The organism is Pseudomonas sp. Ost2 (assembly GCF_018326065.1).
GTDB lineage: Bacteria > Pseudomonadota > Gammaproteobacteria > Pseudomonadales > Pseudomonadaceae > Aquipseudomonas > Aquipseudomonas gingeri.
In genome coordinates this window covers 2,960,234-2,979,116 of the sequence record NZ_AP021904.1, presented here as the reverse complement: position 1 = coordinate 2,979,116, position 18,883 = coordinate 2,960,234, and the positions used below count along the sequence as shown (strand labels likewise).

Annotated in this window: 24 protein-coding genes and 1 tRNA gene; 17 read left to right on the top strand and 8 right to left on the bottom strand. The window is 60.9% G+C overall.

Annotation, left to right across the window (positions count from 1 at the left end):
* The first annotated feature begins 9 nt into the window (after positions 1-9).
* The 9 genes from KI243_RS13110 (at position 10) to KI243_RS13070 (ending at position 5,569) form a co-directional block, all read left to right on the top strand.
* Positions 10-768 carry an ERF family protein gene (locus tag KI243_RS13110; RefSeq protein WP_212810933.1) on the top strand — a complete coding sequence of 253 codons (759 nt, stop codon included), beginning with the start codon at positions 10-12 and terminating at the stop codon, positions 766-768.
* Positions 765-1,409: a lambda exonuclease family protein gene (locus KI243_RS13105; RefSeq protein WP_212810932.1), complete on the top strand. Its 645-nt coding sequence runs from the start codon at positions 765-767 to the stop codon at positions 1,407-1,409. The genes KI243_RS13110 and KI243_RS13105 overlap by 4 nt, the downstream gene beginning before the upstream one ends.
* Positions 1,406-1,648, top strand: a complete 243-nt coding sequence (locus tag KI243_RS13100) for a hypothetical protein (RefSeq protein ID WP_212810931.1) — start codon at positions 1,406-1,408, stop codon at positions 1,646-1,648. The genes KI243_RS13105 and KI243_RS13100 overlap by 4 nt, the downstream gene beginning before the upstream one ends.
* The gene (locus KI243_RS13095; RefSeq protein ID WP_212810930.1) at positions 1,645-2,106 is read left to right on the top strand and encodes a hypothetical protein; all 462 of its coding nucleotides are present in this window, start codon (positions 1,645-1,647) and stop codon (positions 2,104-2,106) included. The genes KI243_RS13100 and KI243_RS13095 overlap by 4 nt, the downstream gene beginning before the upstream one ends.
* 81 nt (positions 2,107-2,187) lie before the next feature.
* The gene (locus KI243_RS13090) at positions 2,188-2,505 is read left to right on the top strand and encodes a hypothetical protein (RefSeq protein ID WP_212810929.1); all 318 of its coding nucleotides are present in this window, start codon (positions 2,188-2,190) and stop codon (positions 2,503-2,505) included.
* Entirely contained in the window at positions 2,502-3,104 is a 603-nt protein-coding gene (locus tag KI243_RS13085; RefSeq protein WP_212810928.1) for a DUF1566 domain-containing protein, read from the top strand. The genes KI243_RS13090 and KI243_RS13085 overlap by 4 nt, the downstream gene beginning before the upstream one ends.
* Before the next feature lie 65 nt (positions 3,105-3,169).
* Positions 3,170-3,790 carry a DUF1566 domain-containing protein gene (locus tag KI243_RS13080; RefSeq protein ID WP_212810927.1) on the top strand — a complete coding sequence of 207 codons (621 nt, stop codon included), beginning with the start codon at positions 3,170-3,172 and terminating at the stop codon, positions 3,788-3,790.
* Positions 3,791-3,841: 51 nt separating this feature from the next.
* On the top strand, positions 3,842-4,198 hold the full coding sequence (locus KI243_RS13075) for a four helix bundle protein (protein WP_212810926.1): 357 nt from the start codon (positions 3,842-3,844) through the stop codon (positions 4,196-4,198).
* Positions 4,199-4,561: 363 nt separating this feature from the next.
* A complete protein-coding gene (locus KI243_RS13070; protein WP_244861855.1) occupies positions 4,562-5,569 on the top strand; it encodes an RNA-directed DNA polymerase in 1,008 nt (335 codons plus the stop codon).
* Here KI243_RS13070 and KI243_RS13065 read toward each other — a convergent pair.
* The gene (locus tag KI243_RS13065; protein WP_212810924.1) at positions 5,566-5,853 is read right to left on the bottom strand and encodes a hypothetical protein; all 288 of its coding nucleotides are present in this window, start codon (positions 5,851-5,853) and stop codon (positions 5,566-5,568) included. The two genes, KI243_RS13070 and KI243_RS13065, sit on opposite strands and share 4 nt — an antisense overlap.
* A gap of 82 nt (positions 5,854-5,935) precedes the next feature.
* Here KI243_RS13065 and KI243_RS13060 point away from each other — a divergent pair, with 82 nt between their 5' ends.
* Positions 5,936-6,700 carry a phosphoadenosine phosphosulfate reductase family protein gene (locus KI243_RS13060; RefSeq protein ID WP_212810923.1) on the top strand — a complete coding sequence of 255 codons (765 nt, stop codon included), beginning with the start codon at positions 5,936-5,938 and terminating at the stop codon, positions 6,698-6,700.
* A 5-nt stretch (positions 6,701-6,705) separates the two neighbouring features.
* On the opposite strand, the gene KI243_RS13055 is transcribed toward KI243_RS13060, so the two are convergent.
* Positions 6,706-7,137: a hypothetical protein gene (locus KI243_RS13055; RefSeq protein ID WP_212810922.1), complete on the bottom strand. Its 432-nt coding sequence runs from the start codon at positions 7,135-7,137 to the stop codon at positions 6,706-6,708.
* Between the two features lie 50 nt (positions 7,138-7,187).
* Between KI243_RS13055 and KI243_RS13050 the strand changes: the two genes are divergently transcribed.
* Together KI243_RS13050 and KI243_RS13045 are read left to right on the top strand one after the other, a co-directional pair.
* Positions 7,188-9,248 (top strand): DNA cytosine methyltransferase, encoded by a 2,061-nt coding sequence (locus KI243_RS13050; protein ID WP_212810921.1) that lies wholly within the window; start codon positions 7,188-7,190, stop codon positions 9,246-9,248.
* Positions 9,249-9,292: 44 nt separating this feature from the next.
* Positions 9,293-9,799, top strand: a complete 507-nt coding sequence (locus KI243_RS13045; protein ID WP_244861854.1) for a DUF4406 domain-containing protein — start codon at positions 9,293-9,295, stop codon at positions 9,797-9,799.
* Here KI243_RS13045 and KI243_RS13040 read toward each other — a convergent pair whose 3' ends face one another.
* A complete protein-coding gene (locus KI243_RS13040) occupies positions 9,800-10,189 on the bottom strand; it encodes a hypothetical protein (RefSeq protein ID WP_212810919.1) in 390 nt (129 codons plus the stop codon).
* A 437-nt stretch (positions 10,190-10,626) separates the two neighbouring features.
* Between KI243_RS13040 and KI243_RS13035 the strand changes: the two genes are divergently transcribed.
* The 5 genes from KI243_RS13035 to KI243_RS13015 are packed head-to-tail and all read left to right on the top strand — an operon-like array spanning position 10,627 to position 13,891.
* Positions 10,627-11,277: a hypothetical protein gene (locus tag KI243_RS13035; RefSeq protein ID WP_212810918.1), complete on the top strand. Its 651-nt coding sequence runs from the start codon at positions 10,627-10,629 to the stop codon at positions 11,275-11,277.
* Positions 11,278-11,323: 46 nt separating this feature from the next.
* Positions 11,324-12,115, top strand: coding sequence for a site-specific DNA-methyltransferase (locus tag KI243_RS13030; protein WP_212810917.1), 792 nt, complete (start codon positions 11,324-11,326; stop codon positions 12,113-12,115).
* Positions 12,116-12,165: 50 nt separating this feature from the next.
* A complete protein-coding gene (locus KI243_RS13025; protein ID WP_212810916.1) occupies positions 12,166-12,546 on the top strand; it encodes a hypothetical protein in 381 nt (126 codons plus the stop codon).
* 37 nt (positions 12,547-12,583) lie between these two features.
* Positions 12,584-12,820, top strand: coding sequence for a DUF4224 domain-containing protein (locus KI243_RS13020; protein ID WP_054064311.1), 237 nt, complete (start codon positions 12,584-12,586; stop codon positions 12,818-12,820).
* Positions 12,821-12,823: 3 nt separating this feature from the next.
* Positions 12,824-13,891, top strand: coding sequence for a tyrosine-type recombinase/integrase (locus KI243_RS13015; RefSeq protein WP_212810915.1), 1,068 nt, complete (start codon positions 12,824-12,826; stop codon positions 13,889-13,891).
* A 101-nt stretch (positions 13,892-13,992) separates the two neighbouring features.
* Here KI243_RS13015 and KI243_RS13010 read toward each other — a convergent pair.
* The 5 genes from KI243_RS13010 to KI243_RS12990 all read right to left on the bottom strand — a co-directional run bounded on the left by KI243_RS13010 (position 13,993) and on the right by KI243_RS12990 (position 18,882).
* Positions 13,993-14,066 (bottom strand) — tRNA-Cys (locus KI243_RS13010).
* A 148-nt stretch (positions 14,067-14,214) separates the two neighbouring features.
* On the bottom strand, positions 14,215-15,669 hold the full coding sequence (locus KI243_RS13005; RefSeq protein ID WP_212810914.1) for an FAD/NAD(P)-binding protein: 1,455 nt from the start codon (positions 15,667-15,669) through the stop codon (positions 14,215-14,217).
* Between the two features lie 15 nt (positions 15,670-15,684).
* Positions 15,685-16,452 (bottom strand): ABC transporter ATP-binding protein, encoded by a 768-nt coding sequence (locus tag KI243_RS13000; RefSeq protein ID WP_017129119.1) that lies wholly within the window; start codon positions 16,450-16,452, stop codon positions 15,685-15,687.
* Between the two features lie 3 nt (positions 16,453-16,455).
* Positions 16,456-17,796 carry an ABC transporter substrate-binding protein gene (locus tag KI243_RS12995; protein WP_212810913.1) on the bottom strand — a complete coding sequence of 447 codons (1,341 nt, stop codon included), beginning with the start codon at positions 17,794-17,796 and terminating at the stop codon, positions 16,456-16,458.
* A 36-nt stretch (positions 17,797-17,832) separates the two neighbouring features.
* On the bottom strand, positions 17,833-18,882 hold the full coding sequence (locus KI243_RS12990; RefSeq protein WP_103033126.1) for a branched-chain amino acid ABC transporter permease: 1,050 nt from the start codon (positions 18,880-18,882) through the stop codon (positions 17,833-17,835).
* Position 18,883: the final 1 nt, after the last annotated feature.

Here is an 18,883-nt window from a genome sequence, read left to right as displayed (position 1 = left end):
GTAGCCAGCATGAGCGGCCAAATCATCGTTCCCGAACAGCGGCGCCAGGCAGTGGCGCCGATCTCCACGGATAACAGCATCATGGCCGTCATCAGCCGTGCTGCCGCCGATCCAACCTGCAACATCGAGAAGATGGAGCGCCTGCTGGCCATGCACGAACGCATGCAGGCCAAAACCGCAGAGCAGGAATTCAACTCTGCCATGGCCGAAATGCAGTGCAACATCCCCACGGTGTTCGAGGGGGCGGTAAACATTCACACCGGCAACTCTTACGCCACCCTGGACGATATCACCCACACCCTAAAGCCGATCATGCAGCAGCATGGGTTCGCCATCACCTTCAAGGTTGAAAACGCAGACAAGGCGATCAAGGTGACAGGCATCTTGATGCACCGCGGTGGCCACCGCGAACAAACGACCATGAGCCTTCCAATCGATATCGGCAAAGGCCGCAACGATGTGCAGGCGGTAGGATCATCAACCACCTACGGCAAGCGCTATGTGATGTGCGCTCTGCTGAACATCACCACTGGCGAGACTCGCGACGATGACGGCCAGTCCTCCGACGGCTCAGAAACGGAGGATATGCGCGCCCAAGTCGTCGACGACATCCTTGAACGTGTCGGACAGACCACGACGCCGGATGAGTTGAAGGAGGTTTGGCAGGCAAGTCTAAAAGTCCTCCAGGCATCCGGTGACAGCAACGGATATTCCACAGTGAAGACCGCTGTCACCGTCCACAAAGCCAAGTTGGAGGCGCCTCAATGATTATCGTCCACTGTTCTCAAGGCTCGGATGCCTGGCACCAGGAGCGAGCCGGGGTTATCACCGCCAGCATGTTCAGCGACGCCCGCGCCCGCCTCAAGTCGGGTCCGAACAAGGGCGAGCCGACCGCAAAGGCGCTGGACTACGCCTTTCGCCTGGCCGTCGAGCGCATCAGCGGTGCACCACTGGATGGTGGCTTCGAAACGTGGCAGATGAAACGAGGTCACGAACTTGAGCCAGAAGCCCGCATGGAGCACGAAATCCAGACCGGACTCATCGTCACCCAGGTGGGCCTGGTAAAAACCGATGACGGTGTTTTCGGCGCAAGCGCCGACGGTTTCATCGGTGAAGATGGCGGGTCCGAATACAAGTGCTTCCTGGCTCCCGAGAAGCTGCGTTCCTTCCATATCGACAATGATGCCAGCGACATCATGGATCAGGTCCAAGGCTGCATGTGGATCACCGGTCGCAAGTGGTGGCACATCGGGATGTACTGCCCGGACCTGAAGCCGGTCGGCCGCCAGCTCTGGTGGCAGGAATTCAAGCGCGACGAGGACTACATCGAAAAGCTCGAGGAAGACCTCTGGCAGTTCAAGCTGCTGGTGGACGAGTACGAGGCGAAACTGCGGAGTAGAGCAGCATGATCAGCAATCACCTCAGCCTGGTCGAGCAGCATCGCCAGAGCGCAGACGCGATATCGGCGCAGGTCGCGCAGTTCGTTGCGGCCGGCGGCCGAATCGCTCAACTGAAAAGCCCGCCACCCAAAGTCATGCCGCCAGAGCGCTCGACGAAAATTGACCCAAGCACTGTGCTCAAGCGAAAACCGCGGGCATTGACCCGAGCCGAGCGCCAGACGCTACGACAAATGGCGGACTCACTATGAGCAAGCGCAAGCCTCACAACCTCAAGGCGCGCATCGAGAGATCGTGCCGCGCCCTGCTCGCCACCAACCACGTAGCCGTGGTGAATATAGACCCCAGTGGCCGTCAGGGCATGCTCAATTACAAGTCGCTGAAAAACATCGCGCCGGGAAAGATTGGCCAGGCTGTATGCGGCATTCCTCACCGGTGGACGATCTACCTTAGCGCGCTTTGCGTCGATGCTCGCGGCAACCGCTACAGCAAGTCAGTTGAGGTGGCGCCCAACGGCGTCTACCTCTCCGACCACCTGGAAGAAGTGATCGAGCATTGCTACAAGAAGCTGCGCGACGAAGCCAACCAAAGTCAGATGGTGGCCTCAGGCTGGATTGCCATTCCTGAGGCTGTTTCGCTCGACGAGGAGCACGCTGCCCGCATTTTCGATGCCGTCGGCGCCTGGCGCCAGGTCAAGGTCGCAGCATGAGGCGAATCAACAACCGAGTGCAGCAGCGTCGAAGCCAGTTGCACATCCACCTGCCGCCCAGCGGCTTACAGGAGGCTCCCAATGGCCATGGCTCAGGCCGAGCGCGACGACCGGCGCCGCAAGAAGGCGGCAGCACTGCAAGAAGAAGACCTGCGTTTGAAGGTTCGACCAGGGACTAAACAGGCCCTCTCGGAATTGATGGCCTGGGCCGGCGTGGCTGAACAGGGCGAAGCGATGACCCTGATGATTCATCACCTGCACAGCCTCGGCCCATCCGGAGCCCTTCCCTTTCTCACTCCACCGCGCCACGAAATCACCGTATCGAATTCCGTGGCGCTGAAACTCGAAAACTTCTGCCGGCGCGAAGCGCTGCGCATCTCCCAAGAGGAAACAGCATGAAACCTGAAGTGGTCACTCTGAAAGTCGGCGAAGCAACAATCAAGATGCCAGCGTCCACTGTTGCCGGCCTGGTGCTTGCAAGCGTTGTCAGCCACATTGCACCATCCGCTCAAGTTGCGGCAAACGGTATCGCATCTTACATTCCGGAAGCTGGTTCGTATTGGCCTGGGCAAGGCGGCATCAACGGTGGTCTTGTCCCTGCCCGCGCCGATGTACCGGCTCATTACCTGATCTTCGCTAATGAAGACGTCGGCGAACACGAATACGGGCGCCGAGGCGAAGAGTCGAAGGCAACCAGCAAGGCCGATGGCATGTCGAACTCGACGATCCTGCTATCTGAAGGTGGTCATCCGGCCGCCAGTGCGGCCTCAGGCTACAGCGCAGACGGACACAACGACTTCTATCTGCCAGCCGCGACCGAACTGTACCAGGGCTGGGTGAACTGCCCGCAGATCTTCGCACAAGACTGCTACTACTGGTCATCTTCGCAGCGCTCCGCCGACAGCGCATTCAACATGCACTTCGGTGGTGGCCTTCAGGGCAGCTACGCCAAGTACCACGAGCTCCGCGCCCGCCCCGTCCGCAGATTCTTTATTTGATCCTTCATTCATTTGATCCAGGGCGCATCAGCGCCTTTTTTGTTGCCCGCAGAAAGGAGCATCACATGAGCGCAGTTGAAAAAGCAGCACCGGTAGCAACCCTTCCGGTCATCGGCCAGGCCTATGGGGGCGGTTTCGTGACGGGTATCACCCGCGATCCGGAAACCGGGAAGCGCTACCTGCACATCACCGCCGGCGCCGAGCATGAACTTACCGGCGAATGGGGCAAGTACGGCGAGAAAGTCGAAGGCGCAGACAGCTTCACAAACAGTCGGAAGAACACCGAAGCCATGGCAGCAGCCGGCAGCAAGCTCGCCCAGCAGGTCCTGGCCCTGGATATCGGCGGCTTCACCGACTGGGCAATCCCGGCGCGTGACGTGCAAGAACTGCAGTATCGCCACTTCAAACCGACGGCACAGGAAAACTGGGCAGGCCGGCGCGACGGTGATAACCCGAACAGTGAGCCGGTCGGCAAGCTCTACAGCGAGGAAGACCCAGCGCAGACAGTGCACGAAGCATTCCGCGAAGGTGGCCCGGAGGCGTTCAAGGACGCCTGGTACTGGTCGAGTTCGCAGCGCTCCGCCAACCTCGCATTCTACATGAACTTCGCTGTTGGCGGTCAGATCAGCATCGACAAGAGCATCGAGCTCCGCGCCCGCCCCGTCCGCAGCGAGCTTATTCAGTAATTCATTCATTTAACCGGCCGCTTGCGGCCGGAGCCCAAGGAGGGGCAACACATGGCAATGCATACTGAGCTTTCGATCTACAAGGCCGCCAGCGGTCTGCTTCAGATGGCTACCAACATCACCAAGAACATCCCGCGGGAACTCAAGCAGTCATTGGGTCGGCGGGTTATCGACGAGTGCGTCGATGTGTTGATCTTGATTGCGCGGGCAAACGCCACGCAGGATAAGCGACCACATCTCACGTCACTCGTTGAGAAGGTCCAGGTGATCGAACTGCTCATGCGCCTATTCAAGGAAAACCGCTTCATCAGCGTTACCCAGCACGCTGGCACGATGGAGGTTACAACCTCAATCGGAAAGCAGGCCAACGCCTGGAAACGCACTTCCCCAACCGCGCCCGCTACCTGAAGGTCAAGGCTTTCCGGTCTGTGCGAATTGAATCTGGTCGTGCCGCTGGCCTTCGGGCCACCGCCATGTGCACACACGGATACCGACGGTCTAAAGCGTCCGAGCAGGTCCGGCACAGTTTCCCCGCTGAGCAATCGCCGGGGCGATGTAGATAGCACGACCGGTCGCAGCGCTCCGCCAACAACGCATTCAACATGAACTTCGATGATGGCAATCAGAACAACAACGACAAGAACAACGAGCTCCGCGCCCGCCCCGTCCGCAGATTCGACTGTTGGTCCCTACCCGTTCAGCGACTTGGTTCAGGCTTACTACGATTGCCGACGCTCCAAGCGCAACAGCGATTCAGCGCTGGCTTTCGAAATGAACCTGGAACGGAATCTGACGGCGCTTCACGACGACCTGCTCAGCGGCCATTACCGCCCAGGCCGATCCATCTGTTTCGTGGTCACCCGACCAAAGGCCCGCGAGGTGTGGGCCGCAGACTTCCGCGACCGCATCGTGCACCACCTGCTGTACAACCATATCGGGGCAGGCATCGAGGCCACCTTCATCGCCGACACCTGCGCTTGTATCCCCGGGCGTGGCACGCTGTACGCCGCAACCAGGCTTGAGGCGAAGGTCCGCAGCGCAACGCAGAACTGGTCGAAGCCGGTCTTCTACCTGAAGCTCGACCTCGCGAACTTCTTCGTGTCGATCGACAAGCGCGTGCTTCGCCAGCAACTGGCCGCGCGGATCGAAGAGCCATGGTGGTTGGCCTTGGCCGACCAGGTGCTGATGCACGACCCTCGCACCGATTACGAAACCCGGAGCCCGCGCCACTTGTTCGCCCGGGTTCCGCAGCACAAGCGGCTTACCTCGCAGCCGGCGCACCTGGGCCTGCCCATCGGCAATCTGAGTAGCCAGTTCTTCGCGAACGTGTACCTGGATGCCCTGGACCAGTTCGCCAAGCACACACTCAAGGCCAAGCACTACATCCGCTACGTCGACGACTTCATTTTTCTGCACGAGTCGCCGCAGCAGTTGAATCAATGGCTGGCCCAGGTCGAAGCGTTCCTACCCGGCCTAGGCGCACGGCTGAACCCGTCGAAAACGATCCTGCAGCCCGTCGATAGGGGAGTGGATTTCGTCGGGCACGTGATCAAGCCCTGGCGGCGCACGACTCGGAAGCGATCCCTGGCCCAGGCCCTGAAAAGGACCGCGGCGGCACCGGCCGAGGATCTGCGCGAAACCGCAAACAGCTATTTCGGGCTGCTCGGGCAGGCTAGCCACAGCCAGAGAGGCCGGGCGGCCCTGGCGAATGTCGTGCTCAAGCGCGGCAATAGCGTCAACGCTGCGCTGACCAAGACCTTTCGCAAAAATCTGAGCTAGATAGAGAAGTAGCTTTGGATTGATTGCAAAACCTGGAAAAGCGCCGCTAATGCCGCACTGGCAGCGGCCCATTTGTTCCATTTGTTCTGCTCTCTTCCAGTCGCCAGTACATCTATCTTGCTGCCGCCTTCATCCGTCGAGATCTTGAATGCTCCACTTAGAGGCCCCTCAACTGCGGCCTCTATATAAGGCACGGTGACTCGGGCTGACTTTATCCAGAACCAACAGGACAAAGCGGAGAAAAAGCACAGAAGAATCGTGAAGATCTCCTTCAAATAGAACATTTCAACTCCCCTTCCGGCTCCATGCCGGGCAGAACACAAATACCCCACTTCAACGAATCACGCCAGCCGGCGAGGATCCCCTATGCACGTTTTGTTCTGCAGTTACGGGAACGACTCCATCGCCCTCATCCAGTGGGCTCACGAGCGCGGCCTGAAGGATGTTGTGTGCCTCTATTCAGACACTGGCTGGTCCGCCAGTTGGTGGGCCGACCGTGTAGCCAAGGGCGAGGCACTGGCCCAAGCCTACGGATTCACAACTGCCCGCACCGAATCGGAGGGGATGCTCGAACTGGTAAAGCGTAAACGCGGCTGGCCCGGCGCTGGCGGACAGGGTCAATTCTGCACCGCTGAGCTGAAGGTGCTTCCAGCTTTGGAATGGCTCGATGCCAACGACCCGTGCAAAGAGGCCACAGCCCTGACGGGGGTTCGGCGCAGCGAGAGCAGGCACCGTTCGGACGCAGAGGAGCACATCGTAGAATCAGAGCGGCATGGCGGCCGGGAACTATGGCAGCCCCTAGTGCGTCACGACGATGCAATGCGTGACGCCCTACTTCATCGCGCAGGCTTCGAGGTTCTGCCGCACCGATCGCTTGAGTGCTACCCGTGCATCAACGCGAACATCGACGACATCCGGCTTCTTTCCGAGGACCGAATACAGCTGATCGACATCACAGAAAAAGACCTGGGCTTCACCAAGAAGGGTAAGTCCCGTGTGATGTTTCGCACGGCGCGCCGCAAAGGTGCCGTTGGCATTCGCGCCGTTGTGCAGTGGGCGGCAGCGCCCAGGCCCCGCGATCAGATAGAAATGTTCCCCGCTCAGTGCGACTCAGGATACTGCGGTGGCTGAGCGAATCACTTTGGCCAAAGTGACAACACGCCGATTATCACACCGCCAAGCCCTGTGAATGATGTTATCCAAAAGCCCCAAAATTCACGGCGGTGCTTTCTCTCTTCCCTCACGGCATCTCGTACCACTTTCAGCCCGGGCGGCAGCAAGTAGTAAGGCTCATCGGGGTGATCATCCCATGCGACCCGCGCATACAGCTCGGCATTAGATCGACTTGGAAGAAACACGCCGAGTGAGTCGGCCTCACGCTCAAGGTACCGGGTGATAAGCAAGGACCTCCACTGATCTGACAGCTCAACTTTCTGCATGTAGTCCGCCCATTGCCCGCTTTCATAAGCCTGCTCGCAATCAGGTGGCGCTTTTTTTTCAAGCTCTTTGGCGTCTTTTTTCTGCTTCCGCAGCTCAACTCGATACTTGATGTAGTTATAAAAAAACATCTCAACCCCACAACATTTTGAAACCGCAACTATAGTCGCGAGGATCCCCTATGTCCGCACAACAGAAGAAACACCCCTTCGATTTCAAAACCCAATACGGACTCGGCTTCAACCCTCAGGACGATGAGATCGTTGTCGACTTCTTCTGCGGTGGTGGTGGTGCCGGTACCGGGCTGGAAATGGGCCTGGGTCGCACGGTGAACGTGGCAAAGAACCACAGCCCCCAAGCAATCAGCATGCACACCGTGAACCATCCAGGCGCAAAGCACTTCACCACCGACGTGTTCGAGGGTGATCCTGACACCGAATGCGGCGGCAAGGCCGTGGGCTGGTTCCACATGTCACCGGACTGCACGCACCACAGCCAGGCGGCCGGCGGCCAACCGCGCAAGCGCGAGATCCGCAACCTGTCGTGGATCGGCATGAAGTGGGCCGGCATGAAACGGCCCCGGGTGATCAGCCTGGAGAACGTGAAGCAGATCCTGCAGTGGGGCCGGCTTATCGCCAAGCGCGACAAGGCCACGGGCCGCGTGGTCAAGCTGGACGGCAAGATTGCTGCACCTGGCGAAGTTGTGCCGGTGGGCCAGCAGTTCCTGATCCCTGACCCGAAGCAACGCGGCCGCACCTGGCGCCGCTTCGTCGCCTTGCTGGAAGGCATGGGCTACGTGGTCGAGTGGAAGGTCATCAAGGCCTGCGACTTCGGCGCGCCGACCAGCCGCGAGCGCCTGTTCATGATCGCTCGTTGCGATGGTCAGCCGATTGTGTGGCCGGAGCCGACCCATGCCAAGAACCCGGTCAAGGGGCAGCAGAAGTGGAAAACCGCGGCTGACTGCATCGACTTCACCGACCTGGGCAAAAGCATCTTCGGTCGCAAGAAAGACCTGGCCCCGGCCACACTGCGCCGCGTTGCCAAGGGCATGAAGAAGTTCGTCATCGACAACCCGGCCCCCTTCATTGTCCCGATTGCCAACTGGTCAGGGGAAACGGTGCAGTCTGCCGGTGAGCCGCTGCGCACCGTCACTTCCTACCCGAAGGGCGGCGCCTTCAGCGTGGTCAGCCCGGTGATCGCGCCAGCAACACACCAGGGCAGCGACCGCATCAATGACCCACTCGAGCCGCTGCCGACGGTGACGTGCGCGAATCGCGGCGAGCTGACGCTGATCAGCCCTACGTTGATTCAGTCCGGCTACGGCGAGCGCCCCGGCCAGGAGCCACGAGTGCCTGGGCTGGATCAACCGCTGGGCACTGTCGTTGCTGGCGGCGTCAAACATGCTCTTGCAGCGGCACACATGGTGAAGTTCCGCTTCGATGACGCGGGCAAGGCGCTGGACGAACCACTGCCAACCATCACCAGCGGCGGCAACTATCAGCGCCCTGCCGGGGCCGCACACGCCATGGGTATCTCCACGGTGTTCATGGCGCAGATGAATGGCGGCTTCAACACCACCGACGCCAAGAGTATCGACGACCCAATCACCACGGTGACCAACACCGGCAGCCAGCAGCAGCTGGTGGCGGCGAACCTGGTGCACATGCGTGGCAACTGTGATGCACGGGACCCGAACGACCCGCTGCACACCATCAGCGCCGGCGGCCAGCACCACGGGCTTGTCAGCGCGTTCATGGAGCGTGCATTCGGTGGCAGCGTGGGCCAGGGCCTGGATGATCCGGCACCGACGATCACGGCCGGCGGCGGCGGTAAGAGTTCACTGGTGTCCCTGACCCTATCGCCAGAGCATGAGGCCGGAGCCCTGCGTGTCGCCGCCTTCCTGATCAGCTACTACGGGACAGGTGACAGTGCCAGCGGCGCCAGTGAGCCAGCGCCGACGATCACCACCAAGGATCGGCTGGCCCTGGTCACCGTGATGGTGAAAGGCACGCCCTACGTGATCGTCGACATCTGCCTGCGGATGCTGAAACCGGCTGAGCTGTACAAGGCCCAGGGCTTCCCGGACGACTACATCATCAGCCACGGCGCAGACGGCAAGCCGTTCACCAAGACCCAGCAGGTGCACATGTGCGGTAACAGCGTCAGCCCGCCGCCGATGGCCGCACTGGCCAGGGCCAACGACCCATGGCGCGCCGAGCAACGCCAAGCACGCGCCGCATAACTCCCCCACTCCACCGCCCGGGCATGGCCCGGCAAGGACTCCCCATGCCTACAGAAAACCGCAACCATCCAGAAGATCACGCCGAAATCGAGCGCCTGCACCAGAACTATGTGGGCAAGATCGAGCGCTTCTCGGATGAGTTGATGACGTTTCAAGACGCGGCCTACGCAATGGGCTTGGATCGCGGCAAGAAGCTCGCCAGCAAGCCAGGCGTAACCCTACAGGCTGCCCGCGCCAGCCGCGTGTACGTGGCCGGGCCAATGACTGGCATCGCCGACTTCAACTACCCGGCCTTCAACGCTGTGGCCGACCAACTGCGCGCCCAGGGCTACGAGGTCGAGAATCCGGCAGACCACGGCATCGTCGAGGGTGCGCAGTGGGCCGACTACATGGCCTACGACCTGACTCGACTGGGCCTGTGCGGCGTTATCGCCCTTCTGCCAGGCTGGCAGAAATCAGAAGGCGCCAAGCTGGAAGTCCTGATCGCCGAACGCCTCGGCATGATCGTTGTGAATGCCCATGATCTGGTAGCGAGCGAGATTGCTAGCTGATTAGCTCTCCTTCTTGAGCCAGTAATTCATTCGAGCTTCCGGGTCAGTAACTGCTTCTTGGCAGTTATCTGAGTATTTGTTTAAGAGGACTGAAAAGTTTGAGATGTCATTGTCCATTTCCTTGGACATAGATTTGATCGCCATTTCGACTCTTGCATCGGAAACTTTTTTATTCGTCAGGGTCCGGGCGCCCACATAAGCACTTTCAGCTGCTGCATCGAATTGCTTCGCTGCTTCAGGCTTGGTACGTGAAACTATCTCCGAGGTTATCGAGTAATAAGCTGCACACTCCGCAAATTCGTGCGCGAGGTTATTCGATGCTCGCTCAGGATCGTATGCAGCAGCCGAGCAGACCGGAAGAAGAAGTAGAAAAGAAGTATATCTGATCAAGCTGAGAGTCCTTTCATTGCGATATGCGGCATGTAATACACCAGTTAAGCATCGCTGCCCCCGCCCCCTTAAACTCGCCGCTATAGCGACAAGTTTAAGGGCAGACGACCGGTTTCCGAGACTGCTCTTTAGTCCACATATTTTGGCCTTTGATAGCCCCCTTAGACCAAGACTCGGTAATCAGTGAGCAATTACCGTTCAATTTCTCGACAAAGGTCCTGGGATAGCCTTCAGGCTCATCGCCGATACGCAGCCAATTGGGATCCGTCGACGTAACAACCGATTTATTGGAGCTGCAGGCTGCCAAGGCAGCTAGCGAGATCATCAAAACCACTTTCTTCATGTGAACCTCATGTAAACAGACAAATCGTCTGGCCAGCATATTGCCACTTATCCCTATCAAGCACAGCAGGCGCCAAGCGCCAGATGGTGAAACCATGTCTGAAATAAAGGAAAGACCGATTCTGTTCTCGGCGCCGATGGTGCGCGCCATCCTGGAAGGCCGGAAGACGGTCACGCGGCGCGAGGTGAAGAAACAGGCGGCGCTGGATTGCTTGGCTGCTGGGTTTGAACCTGCGTTTCTGGCATTGCCTGGCAATGCTGACCTCTGCCCATACGGCAAGCCCGGCGACCGGCTGTGGGTACGCGAGACGTTCGCTTTTGCGGATAAGTCCGGTTCCCACGACGCTGCACCTGATGAACACTGGCGCCCGGCCCGGCCAGGAATGGAGCCGGAAATTTATCGGTGTTGGTATCGCGCGTCGGATGGGCACACCGCCGACGGCTTCTGGAAACCATCCATCCACATGCCGCGCTGGGCCAGCCGAATCCTGCTGGAGATCTCCGAGGTGCGCGTCGAGCGGCTGCAGGACATCAGCGAAGAGCAGGCGCTGGCCGAGGGAATCATTCCTCACGTCCGTGGTGGCTGGCACTGGCACCCGCATGATCCGAGCAACGTTGATGACTGGCATCAGTTCGGGTTCAAGTCACCTGCCTTTGCGTTCCAAGACCTTTGGATCGGCACCGGTGGCGACTGGGACGCCAACCCATGGGTCTGGGTGGTCGAGTTCAAGCGGGTGACGCCATGATCGCCCTCGCCTACATGGCCTGGCTCATCTACAAGGGGCCGAAGCCATGAGTGAATACTCGCTATATCTCGGCGACTGTCTGGAGGTCATGAAGCAGTTACCAGACGCCAGCGTCGACATGGTGCTGGCCGACCTGCCATACGGCTCAACTCAGTGCGCCTGGGACACCATCATCCCGTTCGAGCCGCTCTGGCGGGAGTACTTGCGTATCGCCAAGCCAGAGGCCGCAATCGTGTTGTGCGCGGCCCAGCCGTTCGCCTCCATGCTGGTGGCGAGTAACCCCAGGCTCTATAAGTACGAATGGATCTGGGAGAAAGGCAACGCCACCGGCTTCCTAAACTCCAAGAAGCAACCTCTGCGGGCACACGAAAGCGCCCAGGTCTTCTATCGCAAGCAACCGGTGTACAACCCGCAGATGTCGAGCGGGCATGAACGCAAGACGGCGAAGCGAAAGACGGTCAACTCGGAGTGCTACGGCAAAGCCTTGGCCCTGACCGAGTACGACTCGACAGAGCGGTACCCGCGCTCGGTGCAGTTCTTCTCCAGCGACAAGCAGTCCGGCAGCTTTCATCCGACGCAGAAGCCCGTGGCCTGGATGTCGTTCTTGATCAGCACCTACACGCAGCGCGGCCAGGTGGTCCTGGACAACAGCATGGGCAGCGGAACCACCGGTGTCGCGTGCATGCAGCTGGGGCGGAAGTTCATCGGCATTGAGCGAGATCTCGACGAGGAAGGCAATCGCCTCGGTTACTTCGATATCGCCCATCAACGAATCACCGACGCAATTACCGAGCGCGACGCGCCGGTACCGCAGATCGATCTGTTCGCAACAGCCTAACCCCAATCCCCCTACATGCCTGCCGGTGAGCGGCGGGCGAGGATATTTGCATGCCTGAAATTAAATGTGAACACGGCCACACTATGCGGATCGGTACTGACCAGTGGGTGGAAACCCTGACCTTAGATCAGTTGCGCTACGCCCGCGACCAGATGGCCGAGAAGATCAAAGCGGCCGAGGTGCAGTCCAGGCGCACCGTATGGCGAGTCAGCAACGGGATCATTTGCGACGGCAATTATCGCGAAGAGGAATTCGAGAAAGCTGCTGACCACCTCCTTCGGATCTACAAAGAAAAGTTTATGGAAGAGGCGCCGGACTGGATTGAAAAACCATACGGATACCCCGCATTCGAGCGGCGACTGCCGAGCCTGACCCCGGAATTGGTGACTCAGTTCGAGTACGACACCGAGTGGTTCCCTTCCAAGAAATGACCACCAGCCTGCCGCCGCCGGCGGCATGGAGACAAACATGGAAATTCAAAGCGAAACGCTCGCAGAGGAAGAGCTCGCGGCGATCACTGGGTATCACCTGCCTGGGAAACAGATTGCGTGGCTTGCCAACAACGGATGGCAGTACGTGCTGACCGGCGCCAGGCGCCCAGTGGTCGGTCGGGTGTATGCCCGCCTGAAGCTGGCCGGAGTTAAGCCATCAGCAACAAACGCCGTAGCGGAAACATGGACATTGGATCTTTCGAGGGTGAGTTAAACGATGGCAAGGAAGAAGTCGGCAAATCTAGACCTGCCGCCGAGAATGATTCGGCGGATACGAACGCTGAAAAGCGGAAAGGTCCTGACATGCTACTACTACTGCGGCAAGACCCCAGAGGGGAAAAGGGTCGAGACTCCTTTGGGGACGGACCTCGATGAGGCCAAGGTGGAGTGGGCTCGGCTCGACAGGAAGGCCGTGCCGAAGCCTGCTCATCTGATGGATCGTCTTTTCGACGAGTATGAAGCCAGGGTAATGCCTGGCCTGAAGAAGGGGACCCGCGACGACTACACGAAAGGCCTGAAGAAACTGCGGGAGGCTTTCAGCGGCGCACCAGTTGAAGCAATTACGACTCAGGTGCTAGCTCAGTACAGGGATGGCAGGACCGCGAAGGTTCGGGCAAACCGCGAACTTGCCTTGCTTTCCACTATTTTCACGCACGCACGCGAATGGGGGTTCACGACGCAGGCAAACCCTTGCCTGGGCCTGCGCCGCAATAAGGAGGTGCCACGCGACTTCTATGCCGGCGAGGCTGTGTGGGATGCAGTTTATGCCGTGGCGCCGCAGGAGCTGAAGGATGCTATGGACCTGGCCTACCTGACTGGCCAGCGGCCGAGCGATGTCATCAAGACATCGAGCCTCGACCTGAACAATGGATTCCTCAGCATTATCCAGGGCAAGACGGAAAAGCGCCTGCGAATCCGACTACACGATGGCGAGTCGGAATCAGCCTTGAGCCGGTTCATCGACGAACTTCTCGAAAGAAAGAACCGCTCCGGAATCAAAAACTCGATTCTGATAACCAACCAATCCGGCCTGAGAATGAGCTATCCCATGCTGCGCAACCGGTGGGATGAAGCTCGAGAGAAGGCTGCTTCCATGGCCAGAGCAGATGGCGACGAAGAGCTGGCAGCGACGATCAGGAAGTTCCAGTTCCGGGATATCCGACCAAAAGCCGCGAGCGAAATCGAGGATATCGGGCGCGCAAGTCGACTGCTTGGGCACTCGAAGGAAGAGATGACGAAGAAGGTCTATCGCCGCGTTGGCGAGATCGTCAGCCCAACCAAATGACCCAACGATGCGGAAGCGATGCATTTACTTGCGGAAGCGATTGCCATATCACAGGCAAATAAAAAGCCCCGTAGACGCTAATCTACGGGGCTTTCGAAGAGTGGAGGCCGAGGTCGGAATCGAACCGGCGTAGATGGATTTGCAATCCACTGCATAACCATTTTGCTACTCGGCCTCAGGTCGAATCGAGCGCCCTTGCAAGCCAGGCTTGCCGCAACTCCTTGATTCTTCAGCGTTCGCGACGTTGCCGTCCGAGCTGATGGCGCGCATTATGTCCTAGTTGAATGACACTGGCAACCCCCTGAATTCTAATAATTTTTAGGTCAGCCCAGGTCTTTCTGCGCAACCTCCAGGTGCGCCAGGCGCGCCGCCAATGCCTTGGCCTGGCTCGCCACATCGGTGACCGCCGTGCTCTCCCACCACTGGCCCCGCAGCGGCGGCCCCATGGCAAACAAACGCGTGGACGTATCGCCCCCGGCATCCACCACCGCGCCGCCCGGATCAGCCGCGATGCCCAAGGCCAACGGCCCCGGGCGGATCAATCCGCGTGCCAGCAGTTGCTGGGGCAACGGGCGATCCACCCGGCGCCAGTCATATTCAATGCCCGTGGAGTTGATCAAGGCCGCGCCGCTGATCGTCAGCGTCTGCGACTCGCCCCGGGGCCGGATGGAGATACTCACCTGGCCGTCCCGTGGCTCGCCCAGGCCCTTGAGGGAGGCGGCCTCGATGGTCAGTCGCCCTTCCCTGTGCAGGCGCTCCACCAGTTCGGCGCTCAGGGGCGGCGAACGGTGGTGATGGCTCTCCCACCACGGACGGACGTGACGGACGAACTGTCGGCGCTGGACATCGCTGGCCTGGCTCCACAACCGACCGATGTGCGCCCGCACGGTGTCCAGCGGCGCCTGCCAGTCGATCCCGGCCTCCACCGCCAAGGCGCATTGGCGACGCACCTCGCGCAGCAATTGCCGGGGGCTGCGGATACTATGATCCGCGGCGAGGAAGTCCACCCAGGCCGGTGGCTGGCGACGGACATGGGGCAGCAGTCCGTGCCGGGAAATGACCCGGATCGGTCCGCGATGCCCGGCCTGTTCCAGGGACACCACGGCATCGACCATGGTCAGGCCGGAACCGATGATCAGCACCGTGCCTTGCGGATCAATCCGCGACATGGTCGCCACATCCCAGGGGTCCACCGCCGCCGCGTTCAAGCCACTGGATTGCTTCTGGCGGGTGCGCGCCGCCGGGAACATGCCGGTGGCCAGCACGGCACGGGTGCCTTGCAGTTGCTGGCCGTCGGCGAGGGTCAGGCGTACGCCGTCGCTGTCGCTTTGCAGATCAACCACCTCGCCGTGCACATGCTCGGCCGTCGAACCCCGGGTCGCGCCCTGCTCCCGGGCTTCGGCCAGACGCTGCTGCACGTACACGCCAAAAAGCCCGCGAGGCGGAAACAGCTCGCTGACCGGCACATGCTGCCGGTCCGACTCGGGCCAGCCTCCGGCGGCGATATGGGCCTGCAACCACTGGGTCAGGTCATCGGGATTGTCCGGGTCGACGCTCATCCGCGCCGCATTGCCGTTCAGCGTATGGCCCAGTTCCGTGGCGCTGTAGGCCTCACCCCGCCCCAACTCGGCACGCGGCTCGACGATCAGGATCCGCCGCCGGCCCGGCAGGCGCAGCAACTGCACCGCCAGCATCGCACCGCTCAGGCCACCACCGACAATCAACACATCGGCCGCCGGGATGGCGTGTGTCGCCTGTCCGCTCAGGGTTTCACTCATCATTCGCTCTCTTGTTCAGTGCTTGCCCAGGTAGAAATCGTGCAGGTCGCCCCGGGCCAGCAATTCATCCGCCGTACCGCTGAGCACCACCCGGCCGGTGTCGAGCACATGGGCCTGGGTCGCATACTTCAACGCTACGTTAATGTTTTGTTCGGCAATCAGGAAGCTGACCTGCTGTTCGCGATTGAGCTGGGCGACGATTTCGTAGATTTCCTGGACGATAATAGGCGCCAGGCCCATGGAAGGTTCGTCGAGCAAGACCAAAGCAGGCCGGGTCATCAGCGCCCGGCCGATGGCGACCATCTGCTGCTCGCCGCCGGAGGTCAGCCCGGCCTGGGTCTTGCGCTTGGTTTTCAGGCGCGGGAACCAGGCATACACCCGCTCCAGGTCCTCCTGCATCTGCCGCCGCCCGAGGCCGCGGACAAAACCGCCGCTGCGCAGGTTGTCCTCCACCGTCAGTTGGCCGAACACATGGCGACCTTCCAGTACATGTACCAGGCCGTCACGCACGCGCTGGCTGGGGTCGACCGCCAGGCTATCCCTCCCCTGGAAGTGGATGCTGCCGCGCGTGACCTGCGCCCGCTCGGCCCGCACCAGCCCGGAGATGGCCTTGAGTGTCGTGCTTTTGCCGGCGCCGTTGGCCCCGAGCAAGGCGACGATGCCGCCCTTGGGCACGCTCAGAGAGACGCCGGACACCGCGAGGATCGTCCGGTCGTAGATCACCTCGATGTCCGTCACCTGCAACAGCGGCGCAGCGCCCGCCTCGACCGCCGGCTGGCCCATGGCTTATTCGCCTGCCGCGCAGGTGCGCGGGGTCAGGTGTTTTTCTGCCGCGAAAGCCGCCGATTTCTCGTCGATCAACGGCCGCAACAGCGCCCGGTCCGCCGCGATCCAGTCGCTGACCAGGCTCCAGTGCGCGCCGTCCCACTGCTGGACCCGCGCCGAGCCGCCGCCTTCATGGTCGCTGCAGGACAGTTTCAGGTTCTGCATCAGGCCGTAGAAGCCCATGGCCTTGAGTCGCGCATCGTCGATATCCAGGTGCTCCAGGCCCCAGCGCCCTTCCTCGCCATGCAGCGGCCGCTTGCCGAACTTGCCCTGGCCGGTACGAATCGCCTCCACGGCAATCGCCGCGTTCACCAGCCCGGAGTTGTAGTAGACGCTGCCGAAGTTGTTCAGGTCCTTGAGGTCGCTCTTGCCCTTGTCGAGGATGTACTGCTTGAGGCGCTTGTGGATCTCGAAATCAGCGCCCGCCGGATACGGTGTCAACGCCAGGTAGCCCTTGGCCGCGGCGCCCGCCGGCAGGACGTCTTCGCTGGAGCTGGCCCAGATATCGCCGACGATATGGTCCACCGGGAAGCCGAAGCGCGCAGCGGTCTTGACCGCGACCGGCGTCGACACGCCCCAGGTACGCAGGAACACCCAGTCCGGGTTGAGCTGGCGAATCTGCCGCCATTGTGCCGACTGTTCGTTGCCCGGGTCGGCTACCGGAATCTGGATATTCTCGAAGCCGTATTTTTCCGCCAGCAGTTTCAGCGGGCCGAGGGTTTCGCGGCCATAGGCCGAGTCGTGGTAGACGGTGGCGATCTTCTTGCCCTTGAGCTTGTCGAAGCCGCCTTCGCGCTGGGCGATGTAGTTCACCAGGGTCGAGGCTTCGCTGTAGAAGGTCAGCATCACCGGGAAGTTGTAGGGGAACACCTTGCCGTCGGTGGCCTCGGTGCGTCCGTAGCCCAGGGTGATCAGCGGGATCTTGTCGACTTCCGCGCGTTCGCTCAGGGCATAGGCCGCCGGCGCGCCGTTAGGCTGGTAGACCGCCACCGGCGCGCCATCGAGGCCGTTCTTGAAGCGCTCGTAGCACTCGATGCCCTTCTCCGCCGTCCATTCGGTCTCGCACTCCTGCCACACCAGCTTGACGCCGTTGATGCCGCCTTCAACTTCGTTGATGTAGTTGAGGTAGTCGATCATCCCGGCCCACACCTGCACGCCGCTGGAGGCGTAGGCGCCGATCCGGTAGGTGGCCAGGGGAAAGAACTGCTGGTCGGGCGAGGCCTGGACCATCGACGCGGTACTGCCGAGCACCGTCAGGGCCAGGGCCGCGACGGTCAGTGAACGTTTGAAAAGTGCACGCATGGTGGAATCGTTCTCCAGGGATGGGAAGTCGGGAAGTCAGAAGCGCAACGGCCAGTGCCGCAGGCGGTCGCGGGTATTGCCCAGCAGGCGGATCAGTCCCTCCGGTTCCTTGATCAGGAACAGGATGATCAGCACGCCGAAGATGATTTTCTGCAGGTTCTGCAACTGCCCGGCATCCACCGCACCGCCCAGCAGGGCTTGGCCGAGGTGGCTGAGCAGGATCGGCAACAGGCAGATAAAGGCCGCGCCGACGAAGTTGCCGGCGATGCTGCCCATGCCGCCGATAATGATGATGAAGAGGATCTGGAACGAGCGGTTGATATCGAAGCTGCCGGCGCTCGCCGTGCCCAGGTAGGCGAATGCCCACAGCGCCCCGGCGATGCCCAGGTAGAACGAACTGATGGCAAAGGCCAGGCGCTTGTAGCGGGCCACCGGAATACCGATCACCGCGGCGGCGGTATCCATGTCGCGGATCGCCATCCAGTTGCGCCCGGTCTGGCTGTTCACCAGGTTGCGCGCGACCCAGGTCAGCAACAGCACCGTGACCAGGGTCAGCAGGTAGCGCCCCAGCGGCGTGTTCAGGTCATGCCCGAACAGCGACAGGCTCGGCGCGGAAATGGTCCCGGACGATCCGTAGTTGTAGAACCAGGGAAACTTGACGAACAGCCACTCCAGGAAGAACTGCGCGGCCAGGGTGGTGACCATCAGGTAGAAGCCCTTGATCCGCGAACTGGGCAGGCCGAACAGCAGGCCCACCAGGCCGCTGATGATGCCACCGCCAAGCAGAGCCAGCGGCAGGCCCAGTTCCGGCAGGCGTAGCAGCAAGCCGTAGGTGGCAAAGGCCCCCACCGCCATGAAGCCGGCCGCGCCGACCGAGGTCTGCCCGGTGTAGCCGGTCAGCAGGTTGAGCCCGAGGCCGGCCAGGGACAGCACCAGGAACGGGATCAGGATTGCGCTGAGCCAATAATCGTTGCCCACCAGCGGCACCACGCCGAAGGCCAGCACCAGCAGGCCGAGCAGCGACCACGGCAGGCGCCGTTCGATCAGCACCCAGGGCGCCGTTTCATTCATCACAGGAACAGACATG

Bases quoted from the DNA above. Each gene is read 5' to 3' on its own strand.
- KI243_RS13110 (WP_212810933.1), top strand. From the start codon at position 10: ATGAGCGGCCAAATCATCGTTCCCGAACAGCGGCGCCAGGCAGTGGCG.
- KI243_RS13105 (WP_212810932.1), top strand. From the start codon at position 765: ATGATTATCGTCCACTGTTCTCAAGGCTCGGATGCCTGGCACCAGGAG.
- KI243_RS13100 (WP_212810931.1), top strand. From the start codon at position 1,406: ATGATCAGCAATCACCTCAGCCTGGTCGAGCAGCATCGCCAGAGCGCA.
- KI243_RS13095 (WP_212810930.1), top strand. From the start codon at position 1,645: ATGAGCAAGCGCAAGCCTCACAACCTCAAGGCGCGCATCGAGAGATCG.
- KI243_RS13090 (WP_212810929.1), top strand. From the start codon at position 2,188: ATGGCCATGGCTCAGGCCGAGCGCGACGACCGGCGCCGCAAGAAGGCG.
- KI243_RS13085 (WP_212810928.1), top strand. From the start codon at position 2,502: ATGAAACCTGAAGTGGTCACTCTGAAAGTCGGCGAAGCAACAATCAAG.
- KI243_RS13080 (WP_212810927.1), top strand. From the start codon at position 3,170: ATGAGCGCAGTTGAAAAAGCAGCACCGGTAGCAACCCTTCCGGTCATC.
- KI243_RS13075 (WP_212810926.1), top strand. From the start codon at position 3,842: ATGGCAATGCATACTGAGCTTTCGATCTACAAGGCCGCCAGCGGTCTG.
- KI243_RS13070 (WP_244861855.1), top strand. From the start codon at position 4,562: ATGAACCTGGAACGGAATCTGACGGCGCTTCACGACGACCTGCTCAGC.
- KI243_RS13065 (WP_212810924.1), bottom strand. From the start codon at position 5,853: ATGTTCTATTTGAAGGAGATCTTCACGATTCTTCTGTGCTTTTTCTCC.
- KI243_RS13060 (WP_212810923.1), top strand. From the start codon at position 5,936: ATGCACGTTTTGTTCTGCAGTTACGGGAACGACTCCATCGCCCTCATC.
- KI243_RS13055 (WP_212810922.1), bottom strand. From the start codon at position 7,137: ATGTTTTTTTATAACTACATCAAGTATCGAGTTGAGCTGCGGAAGCAG.
- KI243_RS13050 (WP_212810921.1), top strand. From the start codon at position 7,188: ATGTCCGCACAACAGAAGAAACACCCCTTCGATTTCAAAACCCAATAC.
- KI243_RS13045 (WP_244861854.1), top strand. From the start codon at position 9,293: ATGCCTACAGAAAACCGCAACCATCCAGAAGATCACGCCGAAATCGAG.
- KI243_RS13035 (WP_212810918.1), top strand. From the start codon at position 10,627: ATGTCTGAAATAAAGGAAAGACCGATTCTGTTCTCGGCGCCGATGGTG.
- KI243_RS13030 (WP_212810917.1), top strand. From the start codon at position 11,324: ATGAGTGAATACTCGCTATATCTCGGCGACTGTCTGGAGGTCATGAAG.
- KI243_RS13025 (WP_212810916.1), top strand. From the start codon at position 12,166: ATGCCTGAAATTAAATGTGAACACGGCCACACTATGCGGATCGGTACT.
- KI243_RS13020 (WP_054064311.1), top strand. From the start codon at position 12,584: ATGGAAATTCAAAGCGAAACGCTCGCAGAGGAAGAGCTCGCGGCGATC.
- KI243_RS13015 (WP_212810915.1), top strand. From the start codon at position 12,824: ATGGCAAGGAAGAAGTCGGCAAATCTAGACCTGCCGCCGAGAATGATT.
- KI243_RS13005 (WP_212810914.1), bottom strand. From the start codon at position 15,669: ATGAGTGAAACCCTGAGCGGACAGGCGACACACGCCATCCCGGCGGCC.
- KI243_RS13000 (WP_017129119.1), bottom strand. From the start codon at position 16,452: ATGGGCCAGCCGGCGGTCGAGGCGGGCGCTGCGCCGCTGTTGCAGGTG.
- KI243_RS12995 (WP_212810913.1), bottom strand. From the start codon at position 17,796: ATGCGTGCACTTTTCAAACGTTCACTGACCGTCGCGGCCCTGGCCCTG.
- KI243_RS12990 (WP_103033126.1), bottom strand. From the start codon at position 18,882: ATGTCTGTTCCTGTGATGAATGAAACGGCGCCCTGGGTGCTGATCGAA.